The following is a 17,292-nucleotide window of genomic DNA, read 5'->3' on the forward strand; positions in this document are numbered from 1 at the left end:
AATTTTTATTGTGAGTAAGGATTCCAGATACAACCAGCGCGGCGTTTCCGCCTCCAAAGAGGATGTGCATGCGGCCATCAAAAACATCGACAAAGGACTGTTTCCAAAGGCCTTCTGCAAAATCATCCCCGATCATCTGGGCAAGGACCCCGATTGGTGCAACATCATGCATGCCGACGGGGCAGGAACCAAATCGGCGCTGGCTTACCTGTATTGGAAAGAAACCGGCGACTTGTCGGTATGGAAGGGCATTGCTCAGGATGCCATCATCATGAATGTGGACGACCTGCTTTGTGTGGGGGCAACGGAAAACATCTTGCTTTCATCGACCATCGGGCGCAACAAAAACAAGGTGCCCGGAGAGGTCATTTCGGCCATCATCAACGGTACGGAAGAAATCTTGCAGCAACTCCGCGACAACGGCATCAGCATTTGGTCCACCGGTGGCGAAACCGCCGACGTGGGAGACCTTGTGCGCACCATCATTGTGGATTCTACGGTAACTTGCCGCATGAAGCGTTCCGAAGTGATCTCCAACGACCGCATTGCGCCCGGTGATGTGATTGTGGGACTGGCCAGCTACGGAACAGCCAGCTATGAAGCGGGTTACAACGGGGGCATGGGCTCCAACGGACTCACTTCGGCCCGTCACGATGTGTTTGCCAAATACCTGGCGGACAAATATCCCGAAAGTTTCGACCCCGATGTACCTGAAGAACTGGTGTATGCAGGACCCCATAAACTCACCGACGCAATTGCCGAGGTGGGCCTGGATGCAGGCCAGCTGGTTCTCTCGCCCACCCGCACCTATGCCCCGGTCATAAAAAGATTATTGGAGACGGAAAGGGCCAACATTCATGGCATGGTGCACTGTTCCGGCGGCGCGCAGACCAAAGTGCTGCACTTTGTGGACCAACTGCACGTCATCAAGGACAATCTCTTTGAGGTGCCCCCGCTCTTCCGCATGATTCAGGAAGCCTCCGGCACACCCTGGTCCGAAATGTATAAGGTCTTTAACATGGGCCACCGTATGGAAATTTATGTGCAACCCGAACACGCCCAAAAAGTAATCGAGGTAGCCCAAAGCTTCAACATCGAGGCAAAAATTATTGGTCGCTGTGAGGCCTCTGAGAAACCCCGCCTGACCATTCGCAGTGGCTTTGGGGAGTTCTTTTATTAGCTGCTCCGGCATTGAAACACCGGCACGGGTGCCATCACCCGGCCGTCCCCTCCCCCCCACATCTTATTTTCAATGCATTAAATCAACCCATTATGGCAATTACTTCATCACTACTAGATAAATTGCAGGCCATCCGCCTGCGTTTCGAAGAAATCGGCACCCAGCTCACCGACCCTTCGGTAATCAGCGACACCAAGCGCTACATTAAGCTGAACAAAGAATACAAAGAATTGGAAGAGCTGGTGGCTGTTTCCATGGATTACAAAAACATACTGGATAACATCGAAAGCACCAAGGCCCTTCTTAAGGAAGAGAAGGATGAAGAGATGCGCGAAATGGCGCGGGCCGAGCTCGATGAAATGGAGGAAAGAATTCCGCAAATGGAGGAAGAAATCAAGATTCTCCTCCTGCCCTCCGACCCCGAGGATCAAAAAAATGTGGTGGTGGAAATTCGCTCGGGAACGGGTGGTGACGAGGCCAGCATTTTTGCCGGCGACCTCTTTCGCATGTACACCAAATTTTGTGAGGACAAGGGCTGGAAGGTAGAAGTCACCCACACTTCCGAAGGCACCTCCGGCGGTTACAAAGAGGTGGTTTTCAATGTAAGCGGCAACGGCGTTTACGGCATCATGAAATACGAATCTGGCGTACACCGGGTGCAGCGGGTGCCACAAACCGAGACCCAGGGCAGGGTACATACCTCTGCGGCCACCGTAGCCGTATTGCCTGAGGCCGAGGAGTTTGACGTACAAATCCGCCAGGAAGACATCCGAAAAGACACCTACTGCTCTTCCGGACCGGGCGGGCAGTCGGTGAACACCACCTACTCAGCCATTCGACTGACCCACATCCCCACTGGTATTGTGGTGACTTGTCAGGATCAGAAATCACAGTTGAAGAACCTCGACAAGGCGATGATCGAATTACGGACCCGAATCTATAACCTCGAACACCAAAAATACCTCGACGAGATTTCCTCTAAGCGTAAGACCATGGTATCGACCGGCGACCGCTCAGCGAAAATTCGCACCTACAATTATCCGCAGGGCAGGGTAACCGACCACCGTGTAAACTTTACGCTCTATAACCTGACTGCCGTAATGGACGGCGACATTGATGCCATCATCAACAAGCTGCAGATGGAAGAAAATGCCGAGCGTTTAAAAGAAGCCGAAATGTAAGCAAGCTGCAGTTTGTCCTTTATGTAGACCTGGAGGCCGACGGGCCCCTCAGTATAAGATGACTCCGGGACTTGTCCCGATAAAAAATAAGCGCCATGACCAGAGATCAATTGTTTCAACAAATCCAAAAGAAGGAGAGCTTCCTTTGCGTAGGCCTCGACACCGACATCCAGAAAATCCCGCGGTTTTTGATGGATACCACCGATCCGATTTTCGCTTTCAACAAGGAAATCATCGATGCCACGCACGATTTGTCTGTAGCCTACAAACCCAACCTGGCTTTTTATGAGAGTCTGGGGGTGAACGGTTGGAACAGTCTCGAAAAAACAGTCAACTACATCCGCTACAACTACCCCGACCTTTTCATCATTGCGGATGCCAAACGGGGCGACATTGGCAACACCTCCAACCTCTATGCCCGGGCCTTTTTTGATGCGATGGACTTCGATGCGGTAACGGTAGCGCCTTATATGGGGGAGGACTCGGTGAAGCCCTTCCTGACCTACGTCGACAAATGGGTCATTTTGCTGGCGCTCACCTCCAACAAGGGAGCCGACGACTTCCAATACATGAACGAGGACGGCGAACGCCTCTTTGAGCGCGTACTCAAACACTCCTCTGCCTGGGGCAACGAAGAAAATATGATGTACGTGGTAGGTGCCACACGCGCCGAAATGCTCACCGAAGTACGTAAAGTGGTGCCCGACCACTTCCTGCTGGTACCCGGTGTAGGCGCCCAGGGCGGCAGTCTGGCCGATGTTGCCAAATACGGCATGAACAGCCACTGCGGCCTCCTGGTCAACTCCTCCCGCCAAATCATCTACGCCGGCAATGACGACGACTTCGCCACCCAGGCCCGTCATGCCGCCCGCGAAGTACAGACCGAAATGGCCGCCCTCCTAAAACAGTACACCCAGGACTAACATCAACGGGGTTTCAACCCCGTTGATGTTAGTCCTGGGCTATGATTAAGAAACAGCGGTGTGCCCCATAGGGGCACGGACAAAAAACGGGACTGAAGTCCCGATCGAGGCTTCGCCTCGATAGCTCAGGTCATACACACCTCCTTCTTTGACGACCTCCAGCCGCAGGGGCACGGGTGACCCAAGGCCGCGGACTTCAGTCCGCTTACAAGAACAGGCGCTCTGCGCCTGACCACTTCCTCCCAATCATAACCCAGGACTTCAGTCCTGGGACCTGGGGCGGCCCAAGGTGGCCCAAGGTGGCCCAAAGTGGGACGACAGGGCCGGACAGGACCAGACAGGACCGACAGGGCCAGACAGGGACCGACAGGGGCCGACAGGGCCAGACAGGGCCCACAGACCAGAGGCGGCCCACCCAGGCCCCACCGCCCCCTACTCCGTCCTGCTCAGCACCTGCAGCAACTCCTCCTCCGGACTGCCCGACTCCGGACGGTAATCATACTCCCACCGCACCCGAGGGGGGAGACTCATCAATATCGACTCCGTACGTCCCTGCGTCTTAATCCCAAACAGGGTCCCCCTATCGTGCAACAGATTGAACTCCACATAACGGCCCCGCCTGATCTCCTGCCAATAACGCTGCCGCTCACCGTACTCCATTCCCCTTCTGCGTTCCACAATCGGCAAATAGGCTGGTAAAAAAGCCTTCCCAAGGGCCATCGTCATCTCTAGCCAGAAACGACTGTCGTGCTCCCCATCGGGTCGCAAATAATCAAAAAAAAGCCCCCCAACCCCACGCGCCTCGTTCCGGTGCGGATTAAAGAAATAATCATCGCAAGCCGCCTTAAAACGCGGATAGAGCGTCTTGTCCAGCCCATCGCAAACCTTCTGTTGTACCTCATGAAAATGGCGGGCATCCGCTTCAAAATAGTAATAAGGCGTTAAATCGCTGCCGCCCCCAAACCACTGGTCCACCACTTCCCCCTTGGCATCGTAAAGCTCAAAATAACGATAATTGGCGTGCACCGTGGGCACATAAGGATTAAGAGGATGCAACACCAGGGAAAGCCCACAGGCAAAAAAGCGGTCGTGACGGGTCTTCAGCACCTCTTGCATGGCAACAGGCAGTTGTCCATGCACCGCCGAAGTGTTCACGCCCCCTTTTTCGAACACTTCTCCCAGACTGATCACCCGGGAAAGTCCTCCTCCGCCCCCCGTACGCTGCCACTCGTCCCGACCAAAAAGAGCCTTCCCATCCACGGCTTCCAAACGACTGCAAATTTCATCCTGTAAATCAGCGGTATACTTTAAAAAAGTCTCTTTGTAACTTTCCATCGCCTAAGTCTTTTTAGAAAAACCTTTTTCAGCCGAACTTGTTGAGTAATTAAGACAGTTTTATCTTAAAATCTTTGATTATGGCATTTACACTCACAAACGGCCAAAAGGCACCCGACTTTAAGCTGCCGGCCACCGATGGAAAGACTTATTCGTTAAATGATTTTTCAGAAACACCCTGGTTGGTGGTGTTTTTCACCTGCAACCACTGCCCCTATGTAATCGGCTCGGACGAAGTAACCCGCATTACGGCAGATAAATATCGGGATAAAGGGGTGCAATTTGTGGGCATCAACGCCAACAGCAAGAATACCCACGAAGACGACAGTTTCCCCAATATGGTAAAGCGCATGGAAGAACAGCGCTTTCCCTGGATTTACCTGCACGACGAAACCCAGGAAGTCGCCCTGGCCTACGGCGCCTTGCGCACGCCGCACTTTTACGTGTTCGACAAGGACCGAAAACTGGTTTACACCGGTCGCGGTGTAGACAGTCCCCGCGACACTTCCAAAATGACCGAGAACACCCTTGATTTGGTGCTGGACGCCCTCACCAAGGGGCAAGCCAGTCCCTTTACAGCCACCAACCCCATCGGCTGTAATGTAAAGTGGGACGGGCAGGACCGCCACTGGATGCCGGCAGATGCCTGCGACCTGGTATAACAAAAAAAGCGGCTAGTAAGCCGCTTTTTTTTATAAAACATACTGCCTGTTCTTATCGAACCAAACCGCGCTGCTTCAAGAGCGGCTCAATACCGGGCTCGCTTCCACGGAAAGACTTATACATTTCCATACCGTCGCGGGTACCGCCTTTTTCAAGAATTTCGCTGCGGAACTTGCGTGCCGTCTCGGCATCAAACAAATCACCCGTCTCCACAAAAGCCTCAAAAGCATCGGCATCCAAAACACCGGCCCAAATGTAGCTGTAGTAGCCGGCAGAATAACCGCCGGAGAAAATGTGCTGAAAGTGGGTAGAGCCGTGACGAAAATAAATTTCATCCATCATATCGAATTTCTCCTGAACACCCTTCTCAAACTCTGCCACATCAAAGGGCTCATATTCTTTAAGGGTATGGTACTCCATATCCAAAAGGGCCGAAGCCATAAATTCAACGGTGGCAAAACCCTGTCCAAAATTGGCACTCTCTTTAATGCGCTCAATCAAAGCATCGGGAATTACTTCACCGGTCTCATAATGCTTGGCAAACTGCTTCAACACCTCGGGGTGCTTGGCCCAATTCTCCATAACCTGAGAAGGCAGTTCTACAAAATCACGCTGCACCGATGTCCCTGAAAGTCCATGATAAACAGTATTGGAGAGCAGGCCGTGCAAAGCGTGACCAAATTCATGGAAGAAGGTGGTCATCTCGTCGAAGGTCAGCAAGGCCGGCTGATCGCCACTTGGCGCAGTAAAGTTACATACAATGGTGATCACCGGATGAACAAAGTTGCCTTCCTGATCGACCTGCTGCTTGCGGTAGCTGCTCATCCAGGCACCGCCACGTTTGCTGGCACGCGGATGCATATCCATATACAAAATACCTACGTGACTGCCATCTGCCTCCTTCACTTCCCAGGCCGTAGCCTCAGGATGGTAAACAGGCACATCGCTGCGCTGCTCAAACTGCAATCCATACAACTTGTTGGCCACCATAAAGATGCCGTCACGCACACTGTTCACTTCAAAATACCGACTGATTTCTCCCTCATCCAAATCGTACTTGGCCTTACGCACCTTCTCCGCGTAATAGCGCCAATCCCAAAAAGCCAAATCAAAATCATGGCCTTCACTGTCGATCATCTCCTGCAGCATTACTGCTTCTTCACGGGCAATGGGCAGCGCAGCTTCCCAAATTTGCTTAAGGAAGCTGTTCACCGTTTCCACATTACCTGCCATCCGGTTTTCCAGCGCAAAATCAGCATAAGAATCAAAACCCAGCAACTTAACTCTTTCCAAACGCAACTGGGTCAGCTTATTGATGATCTCCCCATTGTTGAACGCGTTGTCGTTGTTCCCACGGTTGATGTAGGCCCTGCCCATCTGCTCACGCAAAGCACGATTGTCGGCATAGGTCAAAAAGGGCATCACACTGGGATTGTGCAAGGTAAAGAGCCATTTGCCTTCCTGGCCTTCCTGTACAGCAGCTTCAGCCGCTGCGGCCACTACCGAGGCAGGTAGTCCCGAAAGATCCTCTTCCTTCTCGACAAACAACTTAAAGTTGTTGACATCGGCCAGCACGTTCTGACCAAATTGCAGTGTCAGTACCGACAATTCCTGATTGATTTCCCGGAAACGCTCCTGCTTATCGGCAGGCAAAGCTGCACCGCTGCGCACAAACCCCTCATAGGTATTCTTCAGCAACATAGCCTGCTCTTCGTTCAAACCCAGTGTTTCGCGTTGCTCGTAAACAGCCGCCACACGCTCGAACAAATCCGCATTGAGACTGATGTTGTCGGAATGCGCCGACAACATAGGGGCTACTTCCTGAGCAATTTGCTGAATCTCGTCTGAAGTGTTCGAAGAATTAAAATTGTAAAACACCGAACTGACCTTATTCAGCAGACCGCCACTGTAGTCCAGTGCAGCAATAGTATTCTCGAAGCTGGGCGCTTCTTCACTGGCAGTAATGGCAGCAATTTCTTCCTCCTGCAGACGAATCCCTTCCTCAAAGGCCGGGATAAAGTCTTCGTTCTCAATCTGCTCAAAAGGCGGCACACCAAAAGGCGTGTCATATTCGGCAAAAAAAGGATTGTCTCCATTCTGCACCTCCCCACAAGCTGTCATCATCATCATCGTCAAAATAAAAAGTCCAAATTTTCTCATTTGCATATTATTGAATAAAACCATCGGATTAACCTTCAAAATTAGGCATAAAAAAAACGCCCGACAAAGACATCCGTCAGGTAAACAAAAATATAGGACAAGAGGTTCAGCGCTTTACTCTGGAAAGCACATAACCCAGCACGGCCACCAAAGCACTAACGATAACCGGCATCCAGTCGGCCTTACTCACAGCCACATCAACACCCAGCATATTAAAACTTTCCGAATCCTGCCAGGCCTGATAACCAAAATAAGCCAATCCAAGCAAACCAACCACCAACAATACAATACCCAATATTTTCATAATGCACAGTTTTAATGAAAGAATTTTGCGTTAAAAACAACAATTTAATAAATTGTTGCTTCATACCCAAACCCAATGACCGAAGATGTTTTACAGCTGATATGGCAGCACCGGCTCTACCGTCAGGAACCCTTCCTTACCGAAGAAGGGGAAGTACTTGAAATCATTCATCCGGGACTCCTTAACCGGGATGCCGGACCAGATTTTTTCAATGCAAAAATCAAAATTAACGGCATCTTATGGGCCGGCAATGTGGAATTGCACCATCAGGCGTCCGACTGGCATCGACACAAACACCACCAAAACCCTGCCTTCGACAATGTAATACTACATGTTGTGGCTAAAAGCGGCGGCTGCACCTTCAACAGCAAAGGCCGGAAAATTCCCGTTTGGTTGATGCCCCTTCCCCGTGAACTCAGAGACTTCAGCAAAATAGCGATTCCTTCGTCCCTCCCCTGCAGCCAGAAACTGACTCAGATCTCCACCTTGAATTTGTGTGCGTGGACCGATCGCATGTTGCTGGAGAGGCTACAGGACAAAACCGCCTCCATTGCAGCTATGCTGCAACAGGGATTTTCCAGGCAAAAGGTGCTGTTCGTGCTAATGAGCAGAAGCTTTGGTTTTGGGCTGAACAACGACGCCTTTGAACAACTGGCCCGACAAACGCCCTGGGAGCTGGTGCGGGACCTGAAAAACCAACCCTTAGCACTAAAAGCGCTGTTGCTGGGACAAGGTGCCATGCTGCCGAAAGACCGCAGCAAGGCGTCCCGACAGATGGTACGGACCTACCAACAACTAAAAAGGCAGCACGCACTGCATCCTATAAAGCCCGAACAATGGAAAAGACTGCGCATCCGCCCTTTCGGTTTTCCGCGGCGTCGACTCCTGCAGCTGGCCGAATTTCTTCAGCATGATTTCCCTGCACTTGAAACCTTAAACCAGACGCCCCATATCTCCAGCCTAGAAAAAGTGTGGCTTCCAGGCCCCCTGAGTCGAAAAGCCCTGCAACTTGTCCTCATCAACAGTGTAATTCCCTTCTTTTTTGCCCTAAACTGGCTTCAGGACAAGCCCGGAGGCTGTCAAAGGGCCCTGGATTGGTTGCAACAACTTCCGCCCGAGAACAATCGCATCACCCGTGTTTGGAAAAGCATGGGCCTGCGCCCCCTTTCCGCTGCCGACACACAAGCCCTACTTCATCTTCACCGCCATTATTGCGTGCTCCACCGCTGCCTGCACTGCCGCATCGGTCATCTTTTACTGGCCCAACACGACTGACAATCAGAAGAACCTATTCCGACCGGGGTACTGTGGCACAATTTCTGAAGGTAGATTGTCTTTCGGCTAAGTTTTTTTAGCTTTGTATATTCGATATTCAACAAAACCATTCAACGATGAAACATATTTTATTGGCCGTATTGGTCTTACTGGGCCTGACAGCAGAAGCTCAAAACACCAAAGCCCAACTGAGTTTTGAGAAAAAGGTACACGATTTTGGCAGCATTAAGGAAGAAGGTGGCCCCGTGGCCTACACCTTCGAATTTACCAATACCGGACAAATGCCCCTGGTGATTCACAACGTAAGAGCCTCCTGCGGTTGCACCACCCCCGAGTGGACACGCACCCCCATTCAACCGGGTGGCAAGGGCACCCTCAAAGCGACATTTGACCCACGCAACCGACCGGGCAACTTCAACAAATCCATCACCGTCAGTTCCAATGGGCAAAATGCTACAGAAATATTACGCATTGTGGGTCGCGTAGAAGAACGTGAACGGACTGTGGCCGACAACTATCCGAGGGAAATGGGGGAAATACGCCTCAAATCGGCCCACCTCTCCTTTACCCGTGTCGAGCCCGGCAGCCAAAAAGAAGCGACCCTGGGCATCATCAACACATCGTCACAAGCGGTCACCCTCAGTTTCAACAGGGTGCCGTCCCACCTGCGCATAGCCGCTCAGCCAGCCACCCTGCAACCGGGCCAGGAAGGGGAAATAAAAGCCACTTACGACGCTTCAAAGGTCAACGACTGGGGCTTTGTGGTAGACCAGGTTTATGTCCTGGTCAATGGCAACCAGCCCAAGGACAACCGGCTCAGCGTCAGTGCAACCATCGAAGAAGATTACAGCTCCTGGTCGCCCCAACAATTGGCCAATGCACCCGACATCCAATTCAGCGAAAACAATTTCGATTTCGGAGCGGTTAAACAGGGGACTGTATTGGAACACACATTCAAAATCACCAACAAAGGCAAAAGTGATCTGATTCTGCGCAAAGTAAGGACTTCCTGCGGCTGTACCGCCTCCAAGCCCGATAAAGAGGTTGTTCGTCCGGGAGAAACCGTCAACCTGGCAGTGAGCTTCAACACGCGCGGACGCAATGGGCGCCAAAGCCAGTCGGTCACCATCTACTCCAACGACCCCAAAAAGAGCACCATGCTTCTTCGGGTTTCCGCAACTGTTAATCCCTAGCCTTAAAAAATTAAAATCCGTACCTTGGCTGCAAACACAAAAGCAAAAGCACTATGCATTTTAACAAGGGCCGGGATCACATCGAGAACGATCCCTCTTTCAAAGGCCTAAAAGTAAATAAAGGAACCGAGCACCTGCCCTCCCTTAATCCGGAGGCGGCTCGCCGTTTTCTGCAGAACAAGCGCAAGAATCTGAGTGTTGACCAGTATGTTGAAGGAATTTTAGCCGGCGACATCACCCTGCTGAGTCGCGCCGTCACCCTGGTAGAAAGCTCCCTTCCCCAACACCAGGAAATGGCCCAGCAAATCATCACCCAATGCCTCCCCCATGCGGGGCGAGCGGTACGCCTGGGCATAACAGGCGTGCCGGGTGCAGGAAAAAGCACCTTTATCGAGGCCATGGGTACGCACTTGATTGAACAGGGGCACAAACTGGCCGTGCTGGCCATTGATCCCAGCAGCGAACGTACCAAGGGGAGCATTTTGGGCGACAAGACCCGAATGGAAAATCTGTCGGTTATGGAGCAAGCCTACATACGTCCTTCTCCGTCGGCCGGCTCCCTCGGAGGCGTGGCCCGAAAAACACGGGAAACCATCGTTCTTTGCGAAGCAGCTGGTTTCGACACCATCTTCATTGAGACCGTTGGGGTTGGACAGAGTGAGACGGCCGTGCACTCCATGGTCGACTTTTTTCTGCTTATCCTGATTGCCGGGGCTGGTGACGAACTTCAGGGCATCAAGCGGGGCATCATGGAAATGGCAGACGGCATAGCGGTAAATAAGGCAGACGGCCAAAACACAGCCAAGGCCAAACTGGCCAGAGCCCAATACAGCAACGCGCTCCACTTATTCCCTCCCTCCCGATCGGGTTGGATACCACGGGTTGAGACCTGCTCCTCCCTTAACTCGGAAGGGGTTATACCGGTATGGGAAATGATTGATGACTTTATGGCCCACACCAAAAAAAATGGTTATTTCCAACAACACCGCAACGAGCAAGCGCGTTATTGGATGACCGAATCGATACAGGAAAACCTAAAAAACAACTTTTACCAAAACCCCCGGATTAAGACCCTCCTTCCGGAACTGGAGACCCAGGTTCAACAAGATCGGCTCAGCTCCTTTGAGGCAGCCAGACAACTGCTGGATCTTTATTTCAAAGGGCTCCCCAAATAATCGTATTTTCAATTTCAGTTATTATACAAGCAACGACAAATTTTTTATTTATGAGAAATCTCTTTTTTGGATTGGCACTAATGGGGCTGTTTGCAGCGTGTTCGGCAGACAGTTACAAAATAACGGGTGAGTTTGAAAACCTGGACGAAGGTACTGTTTACCTCAGGAAAATTGAGGAACAGGGTCTCAGCGAAGTAGACACTGCCGAAGTAAGTTCCGGCACCTTCGTTTTTGAAGGAAAAGCAGAACACCCCGAATTGTATCTGATCTTTGCTGAAGAAGTAGAGGAACCCATTGTTTTCTTCCTGGAAAACAGCTCCATTAAAATCACCGCCAACACGGAGAAAATGGACGAAGCTGTGATTAAAGGCTCCAAGCTGTCCGACCTGTTCAAGCAATTCAACGACAACTTCCCACACATGGAAAAGGAAGAGAAAATGCGTGAAGAGTTTATGGCTGCACAAAGCCAGCAGGACCAGGCAACCATGCAAAGCATTATGGCCGATATGGAAGCCATTATGGAGGACCGCCAGACCTACTACAAAGACTTTGTGAAAAGCAACAGCAACAATGCAGTTGGCGCCTTCCTGGCCCTCAACATGGCCCAGTCGCTCGAATACGAAGAACTCGAAGAACTGCTGACGAACCTGGAAGCAGCCTTGGGCGATCACCCTTACGTTATTTCCCTGAAGGAAATGATGGAACCGCTTAAAGCACAGAAAGAGGCCGAAGCAGCCCTGAGCATTGGCAACACAGCCCCCGACTTCACCCTCACCGACCTCGAAGGAAATGAAGTGAGTCTTTCCGATTTCCAGGGCAAGTATGTCTTCATCGATTTTTGGGCCGCCTGGTGTCGCCCCTGTCGCGAAGAAAACCCTTTGCTGGTTGAAGTATACAAGCAATTTGCTGGCGAGGACTTTGAGATCATCAGCGTATCTCTGGATCAAACCGAAGAGGCCTGGAGACAGGCTGTGCAAGAGGATAAGCTCACCTGGACCCAGCTGCACGACCCGGCCAACACCGCCGCCACCTCTTATATGGTTCAATCCATTCCCAACACCTGGTTGCTCGATAAAGAAGGCAAAATCCTGAAGAAACAAATTCGTTCGGCCGAACTCACCGAATTTTTAAAGGGCTTGCAGAACTAAGCAAGCATACAAGAATCAAAGGGGAGGACCAAGTGTTTTCCCCTTTTTTGAACACCAAAAGGGATACACCATGTACATTACCCGGGAAGAAGTACTGGAAGCAGCAAGGACCATTCGGCCCCAAGTGGTGGAATTCAGAAGATGGCTGCATCGCCACCCCGAATTATCCTTCCAGGAACAAAAAACAGCGGCCTATATTGCCGGGCAACTTAAGGCCAACGACATCCCCGTCCGCGAGGGACTGGCAGGCACTGGTCTGATTGCCACCCTAAAGGGCGAAGCAGGCCCTGGACGCACCATTGCTCTAAGGGCAGATATGGATGCCCTCCCCATCAACGAAGGCACCGGACTGCCTTTCAGCTCTGAAAACCAAGGCGTAATGCATGCCTGCGGCCACGACGCCCACTCGGCCAGCCTCCTGGGCGTAGCCCTCCTTCTACAACAATGGCGCAAGCGCTGGGGAGGCACCATTCTCCTGATCTTTCAGCCCGGAGAGGAGAAATTCCCCGGAGGAGCATCCCTGCTCCTAAAAGAAGGCGCCCTGGATGAGCCCAAACCCGAACTGATTATTGGGCAACACGTATTGCCTGAAATGCCCGCGGGACACGTAGGCTTCAAAGAAGGAAGGTACATGGCTTCTGGCGACGAAGTGTACATCAGCATCAAGGGCAAAGGCGGGCACGCCGCCATGCCCCACACCCTCAACGACACCGTATTAGCGGCGGCTCAAACCGTAGTGCAATTGCAACAAATTGTGGCCCGTTTTGTACCGGCCACCGTTCCTGCAGTTCTGTCGTTCGGGCGTATTGAGGGACTCGGAGCCACCAACATCATTCCCGAAAAGGTGGATATAGCGGGCACGCTGCGGATGATGGACGAAGAATGGCGCGGCAGGGTAAAGGAAAAAATTCATCAAATTGCCACACACACGGCAGCCACCTTCGGATGCACGGCCGAAATAAACATCGGCGACGGCTACCCCATGGTTTACAACAACGAGGCCCTCACCCGTGAATGCAGTCAACTCGCCAATACTTACCTGGGCAACGACAAGGTGGAAGAGATGGATCTTCGAATGACGGCCGAAGATTTTGGCTATTACAGTCAGGTCTTCCCCTCCGTGTTTTACCGCTTTGGCGTAAAACAGGAACAAGGGGAAACGGGTGCTTTACATACCCCGACCTTTAATCTCAACGAAGACGCCCTGGAAACGGCATGCGGACTAATGACCTGGCTGGCACTGAATGCCCTGCAGCCCTAATTTAAAACTCTTACAAATTGCTCATTTTATAGGCAAATGATTTTTTTAAATAAAAAAAGCCTATAAATTTGTCAACTGTAACTATTAAAAACTACAAGAAAATGGCATACGTAATTGATGACAGTTGTATTGCTTGCGGATCTTGCATTGACGAATGCCCGGTAGACGCCATCAGCGAAGGCGATATCTATAAGATTGATCCCGAAGCCTGTACCGATTGTGGCGCATGCGCCGATGTTTGTCCTACAGAGTCCATTCATCCGGCTTAAGCAATAAAGCAAAAAACCCGTCGAAACGACGGGTTTTTTGTTGATTACAATACTCGCTTTCCGGGAACCACTATGGCATCAAGCAATTCATCGTGAGCTTCTACCGGAACACTTTCTACCAATTGAAAACCGAAGCCCACGCCGACCTTACGGGCATGGATGAGTCTGGGCAGCAAGCGGTCGTAATAAGCCTTACCGTGCCCCAGGCGATAACCCTCCCGGTCAAAAGCCACTCCCGGCACCAATACCAAATCAACCTTGGCATAATCCCTGAACGTCGCGCCATCAGGCTCCAAAATTCCATAGCGACTGCCGGTAACCAGGCGTTCTTCCCCTTCAAACAAACGCAATTCCAAAACATCACCGGCCACAACCGGCAACACGAAGCGTTTATGGGACTGATACTTTAACATTAAGGCGCGCAAATCCACTTCTCCCTTCATGGGCCAATAAGCCATAACACAGCCGGCACTTTTAAAAAATTCGCTGTCCTCAATCTCCTGTACCACGCGTGCACTCTCCTCGGCCAACAAGGCCGGATCGGCATTTGCTCGTCGTTCGGCCATGAGCCTACGCAGCTCTCTTTTCTTTGATTTAATGTTCATCATTGTTCTCCAGACGCTTTAATTTCAATCCCATACACCGCTGTCCGCCGGTCTCCAAAAGCATCGTTCCTGCTTGTAATGGCCTTGTTTGTAGCGGCCTGCCAGTCAACCTCCGACACCAGCACCTCTTCCTGATCCGCACTGCCCCGGAGCAAGGCCTCACCGGTGGGACTCACCAAAAGGGACTGACCGGTAAAATGCAGCTCCCCTTCGGACCCCACCCGATTACAGGTGGCGGTAAAAACACGATTGGTGAGCGCATAACCCGGCATAGCGGTCTGGCACCAGGGCAAAACAAGATTGGAAGGGTGAGCGATCAACTGAACACCTTTCAGGGCCAACAGCCGCCATACCTCAGGAAACATCCAATCGAAACAGACCAACATGCCCAGTCGCCCCCACGGCGTATCAAAAACTGGCAGCCCCAGATTGCCCGGTGTAAAAAAATCCTGCTCATTTAAAAAGAGGTGCAATTTTCGGTACAATCCTTCCACTCCCGAAGGACTCAGCAAAACCGCACTGTTGTAGAGTACATCCCCACTCCTCTCGTTAAATCCGGTTACCACCCAACTGCCACTGCTGCGCGCCCACTCCTGCAGGGCTTGCAAAAAAACACTGCCCTCCAGCGTTTCGGAGGATGCCAAAGCGGCCTCCCGGGAGCCAAAGGCGTAACCCGAAGAAGCCAGCTCAGGCAAAATCCACAAATCGGCTGGCGGTGCTTTTTGCAACAGCGCCAAAACGTGCGCGGTATTGGCGGCAACTTGCCCCAAACGAGGCTCCAACTGAATCATTCCCAAACGCATACAACAAGATGTTAAAATTCGAGGCCAAAGGGACGCACTACGGACGATAACGCGCCGCTCTTAAAAATTCGTGTCCATTATTCATCCGCATCAACTCCTCCAGACTGGTTTCAGGGTAGCGCTTTAAATAAGCCTGGACGATGCGATAACCCAGCCATACCCCGGTGCTTCCCGGCGATTCCTGACCGTAATAATACGTAAAAGGGCTCTTCCCGACATAGCGCTGAAGGGCCATCCGATCCGTTGAAAACAAATGCTTTTGCTCCACCATGTACGACCACATATCCTTTTCATAAGCGTTTACCCAATCCACCTCCTTCGAACTGTAATCAAAGAGCGTGGAATCGGGAATATCCGGAATCATCTGACGAACAAAATGACGCAATTGGCCCTCATACACCATCTGATTAATCAAATCATCGATGCTGTCGTTGTACGCAAAACGATCCATGGCCAGGGCCATCATCACATCGGGAACCACCTTCTCGGGCGCATAGCGCTTGCGCAAATAAACCGGAATCGACAACCACTCATAAAATACACAGTCGCGACCCAGATATTTTTCCACACTCACCGAAAGCCAGTCTGCATCCATCACAATCGATTGATTGAAACCACTCAGGTGCAGGTACACATCGGGCACAGACGCTTCAGGAAAATAGTATTTGTAATACTTAAAGGCCTGCTCCAGGTCCTGGCGCAACCATTCTTCCCGGCCAAAGACCAACTCCACACTGTCCAGCACCTCCTGATTGGGTTCGTAGGACAGAAAAAAGCGCAAGTCGTCGGCAAATTCAGGCTCCCCGGGAGCACTTCCCCCAATCACACCTACACTGTAGGCTTCCAAATAGCTGCCGTAACGCTCCTTCAGCTCAGGAAGTGCGGCCTCGAGACTATCCGGGGAAAGGGCAAACAACTCCCGGTAAAAGGGCACCAATTCAAAATCTACCTTCACATGGCGCACATCCGGGGCCTTTGGGCCACGGTTGCAGGCGCCCAGCACCAAAATAAACACCAACACCCCAACTGTTCTGTTCCACATCATTCGTTCAATTTTATAAGACGAATTTACAAAGGCCGGACCATAAAGCACAATATTTCCCAACAAAACAGGCAAAAAAGCACGCTTTTCCTTAAGTTTGCACAAATTTTGCTGACACAACATCGTAACCACCTAAAAGAAAACACATGAACAGAGTCGTTTTATTAGTGCTTTTCGCAGCAAGCGTTCTTATACAACCAACGCAGGCCCAGCAGGCCGGAGACACCCGCTTCTCCTTTGTCCTTGCCCCTCAATTGTCCTGGGTCAAGTCTGACCACGACAATATCGACAACAAAAGTTCCGATTTCGGCTATAACTTTGGGGTGGTCATCGACCGCTTTTTTGGCAACAATTATGCCTTCAGCACGGGTTTAACGATCAATACCACCGGCGGCAAACTGGCTTATCCGTCGGTAGACCAACTGGCCGCCTACAACCGGACTTACAAGCTCAAATACATTGAGGTACCACTGGGACTCAAACTGCGGTCGGAGGACCTGCACCGGGCCAACATTTACGGTCGCTTTGGCCTCTCTCCGCAAATCAACATCCAGGCACGTGACGGCAACGACAAAAACATCAGCAAAGAAGTCCGACTGTTCGACCTGGGCTACCACCTGGGCGGTGGCGTAGAATACTCCCTGGGCGGACGCAATGCGCTCATGCTCGGTCTGCTCTTCACCAATGGGTTCAGCGATATAACCAAGCATCCCGACTTCGATGACAAGAGTATTCTGAATCGCCTGGTTTTTGAATTCGGTTTTATTTTTTAATT

Annotated in this window: 17 protein-coding genes; 11 read left to right on the forward strand and 6 right to left on the reverse strand. The window is 51.4% G+C overall.

What is annotated here, in order from left to right; all coding sequences use genetic code 11:
* The first annotated feature begins 10 nt into the window (after positions 1-10).
* The 3 genes from B4W65_RS00770 (at position 11) to pyrF (ending at position 3,284) form a co-directional block, all read left to right on the forward strand.
* Complete coding sequence (locus B4W65_RS00770; protein ID WP_088653512.1) at positions 11-1,180, forward strand: AIR synthase related protein; 1,170 nt, start codon at positions 11-13, stop codon at positions 1,178-1,180.
* A gap of 92 nt (positions 1,181-1,272) precedes the next feature.
* Entirely contained in the window at positions 1,273-2,361 is a 1,089-nt protein-coding gene (prfA, locus tag B4W65_RS00775; protein WP_088653199.1) for a peptide chain release factor 1, read from the forward strand.
* Between the two features lie 95 nt (positions 2,362-2,456).
* The gene (gene pyrF / locus B4W65_RS00780) at positions 2,457-3,284 is read left to right on the forward strand and encodes an orotidine-5'-phosphate decarboxylase (RefSeq protein WP_088653200.1); all 828 of its coding nucleotides are present in this window, start codon (positions 2,457-2,459) and stop codon (positions 3,282-3,284) included.
* 432 nt (positions 3,285-3,716) lie between these two features.
* Here the strand turns inward: pyrF and hemF are convergent, their stop codons facing one another.
* On the reverse strand, positions 3,717-4,619 hold the full coding sequence (gene hemF / locus B4W65_RS00785) for an oxygen-dependent coproporphyrinogen oxidase (protein ID WP_088653201.1): 903 nt from the start codon (positions 4,617-4,619) through the stop codon (positions 3,717-3,719).
* Positions 4,620-4,699: 80 nt separating this feature from the next.
* Here hemF and B4W65_RS00790 point away from each other — a divergent pair, with 80 nt between their 5' ends.
* On the forward strand, positions 4,700-5,281 hold the full coding sequence (locus B4W65_RS00790; RefSeq protein ID WP_088653202.1) for a thioredoxin family protein: 582 nt from the start codon (positions 4,700-4,702) through the stop codon (positions 5,279-5,281).
* Between the two features lie 52 nt (positions 5,282-5,333).
* Here B4W65_RS00790 and B4W65_RS00795 read toward each other — a convergent pair whose 3' ends face one another.
* Positions 5,334-7,442, reverse strand: a complete 2,109-nt coding sequence (locus B4W65_RS00795; RefSeq protein WP_088653203.1) for a M3 family metallopeptidase — start codon at positions 7,440-7,442, stop codon at positions 5,334-5,336.
* Between the two features lie 106 nt (positions 7,443-7,548).
* Positions 7,549-7,746: a DUF3185 family protein gene (locus tag B4W65_RS00800; protein ID WP_088653204.1), complete on the reverse strand. Its 198-nt coding sequence runs from the start codon at positions 7,744-7,746 to the stop codon at positions 7,549-7,551.
* Positions 7,747-7,821: 75 nt separating this feature from the next.
* Between B4W65_RS00800 and B4W65_RS00805 the strand changes: the two genes are divergently transcribed.
* The 6 genes from B4W65_RS00805 to B4W65_RS00830 all read left to right on the forward strand — a co-directional run bounded on the left by B4W65_RS00805 (position 7,822) and on the right by B4W65_RS00830 (position 14,067).
* Positions 7,822-9,021: a DUF2851 family protein gene (locus B4W65_RS00805; protein ID WP_088653205.1), complete on the forward strand. Its 1,200-nt coding sequence runs from the start codon at positions 7,822-7,824 to the stop codon at positions 9,019-9,021.
* A 116-nt stretch (positions 9,022-9,137) separates the two neighbouring features.
* Positions 9,138-10,214: a DUF1573 domain-containing protein gene (locus B4W65_RS00810; RefSeq protein ID WP_088653206.1), complete on the forward strand. Its 1,077-nt coding sequence runs from the start codon at positions 9,138-9,140 to the stop codon at positions 10,212-10,214.
* A gap of 53 nt (positions 10,215-10,267) precedes the next feature.
* On the forward strand, positions 10,268-11,389 hold the full coding sequence (meaB, locus tag B4W65_RS00815) for a methylmalonyl Co-A mutase-associated GTPase MeaB (protein WP_088653207.1): 1,122 nt from the start codon (positions 10,268-10,270) through the stop codon (positions 11,387-11,389).
* 50 nt (positions 11,390-11,439) lie between these two features.
* A complete protein-coding gene (locus B4W65_RS00820; protein ID WP_088653208.1) occupies positions 11,440-12,537 on the forward strand; it encodes a TlpA disulfide reductase family protein in 1,098 nt (365 codons plus the stop codon).
* Between the two features lie 70 nt (positions 12,538-12,607).
* The gene (locus B4W65_RS00825) at positions 12,608-13,798 is read left to right on the forward strand and encodes a M20 metallopeptidase family protein (protein ID WP_088653209.1); all 1,191 of its coding nucleotides are present in this window, start codon (positions 12,608-12,610) and stop codon (positions 13,796-13,798) included.
* 101 nt (positions 13,799-13,899) lie between these two features.
* Entirely contained in the window at positions 13,900-14,067 is a 168-nt protein-coding gene (locus tag B4W65_RS00830; RefSeq protein ID WP_088653513.1) for a DUF362 domain-containing protein, read from the forward strand.
* Between the two features lie 44 nt (positions 14,068-14,111).
* On the opposite strand, the gene B4W65_RS00835 is transcribed toward B4W65_RS00830, so the two are convergent.
* Genes B4W65_RS00835 through gldB form a run of 3 tightly spaced genes read right to left on the reverse strand, consistent with a single transcriptional unit; the run spans position 14,112 to position 16,520 of the window.
* A complete protein-coding gene (locus tag B4W65_RS00835; protein ID WP_240509433.1) occupies positions 14,112-14,675 on the reverse strand; it encodes a 5-formyltetrahydrofolate cyclo-ligase in 564 nt (187 codons plus the stop codon).
* Positions 14,672-15,475, reverse strand: coding sequence for a nitrilase-related carbon-nitrogen hydrolase (locus tag B4W65_RS00840; protein WP_088653211.1), 804 nt, complete (start codon positions 15,473-15,475; stop codon positions 14,672-14,674). The genes B4W65_RS00835 and B4W65_RS00840 overlap by 4 nt, the downstream gene beginning before the upstream one ends.
* Before the next feature lie 37 nt (positions 15,476-15,512).
* Positions 15,513-16,520 carry a gliding motility lipoprotein GldB gene (gene gldB / locus B4W65_RS00845; RefSeq protein ID WP_158522745.1) on the reverse strand — a complete coding sequence of 336 codons (1,008 nt, stop codon included), beginning with the start codon at positions 16,518-16,520 and terminating at the stop codon, positions 15,513-15,515.
* A gap of 143 nt (positions 16,521-16,663) precedes the next feature.
* On the opposite strand from gldB, the gene B4W65_RS00850 reads away from it, so the two are divergent.
* Positions 16,664-17,290: a porin family protein gene (locus tag B4W65_RS00850; protein ID WP_088653213.1), complete on the forward strand. Its 627-nt coding sequence runs from the start codon at positions 16,664-16,666 to the stop codon at positions 17,288-17,290.
* Positions 17,291-17,292 lie beyond the last annotated feature (2 nt).

The sequence above is a fragment of the Geofilum rhodophaeum genome (assembly GCF_002210225.1).
In the GTDB taxonomy this organism is placed as follows: Bacteria; Bacteroidota; Bacteroidia; order Bacteroidales; family Marinilabiliaceae; genus Geofilum; species Geofilum rhodophaeum.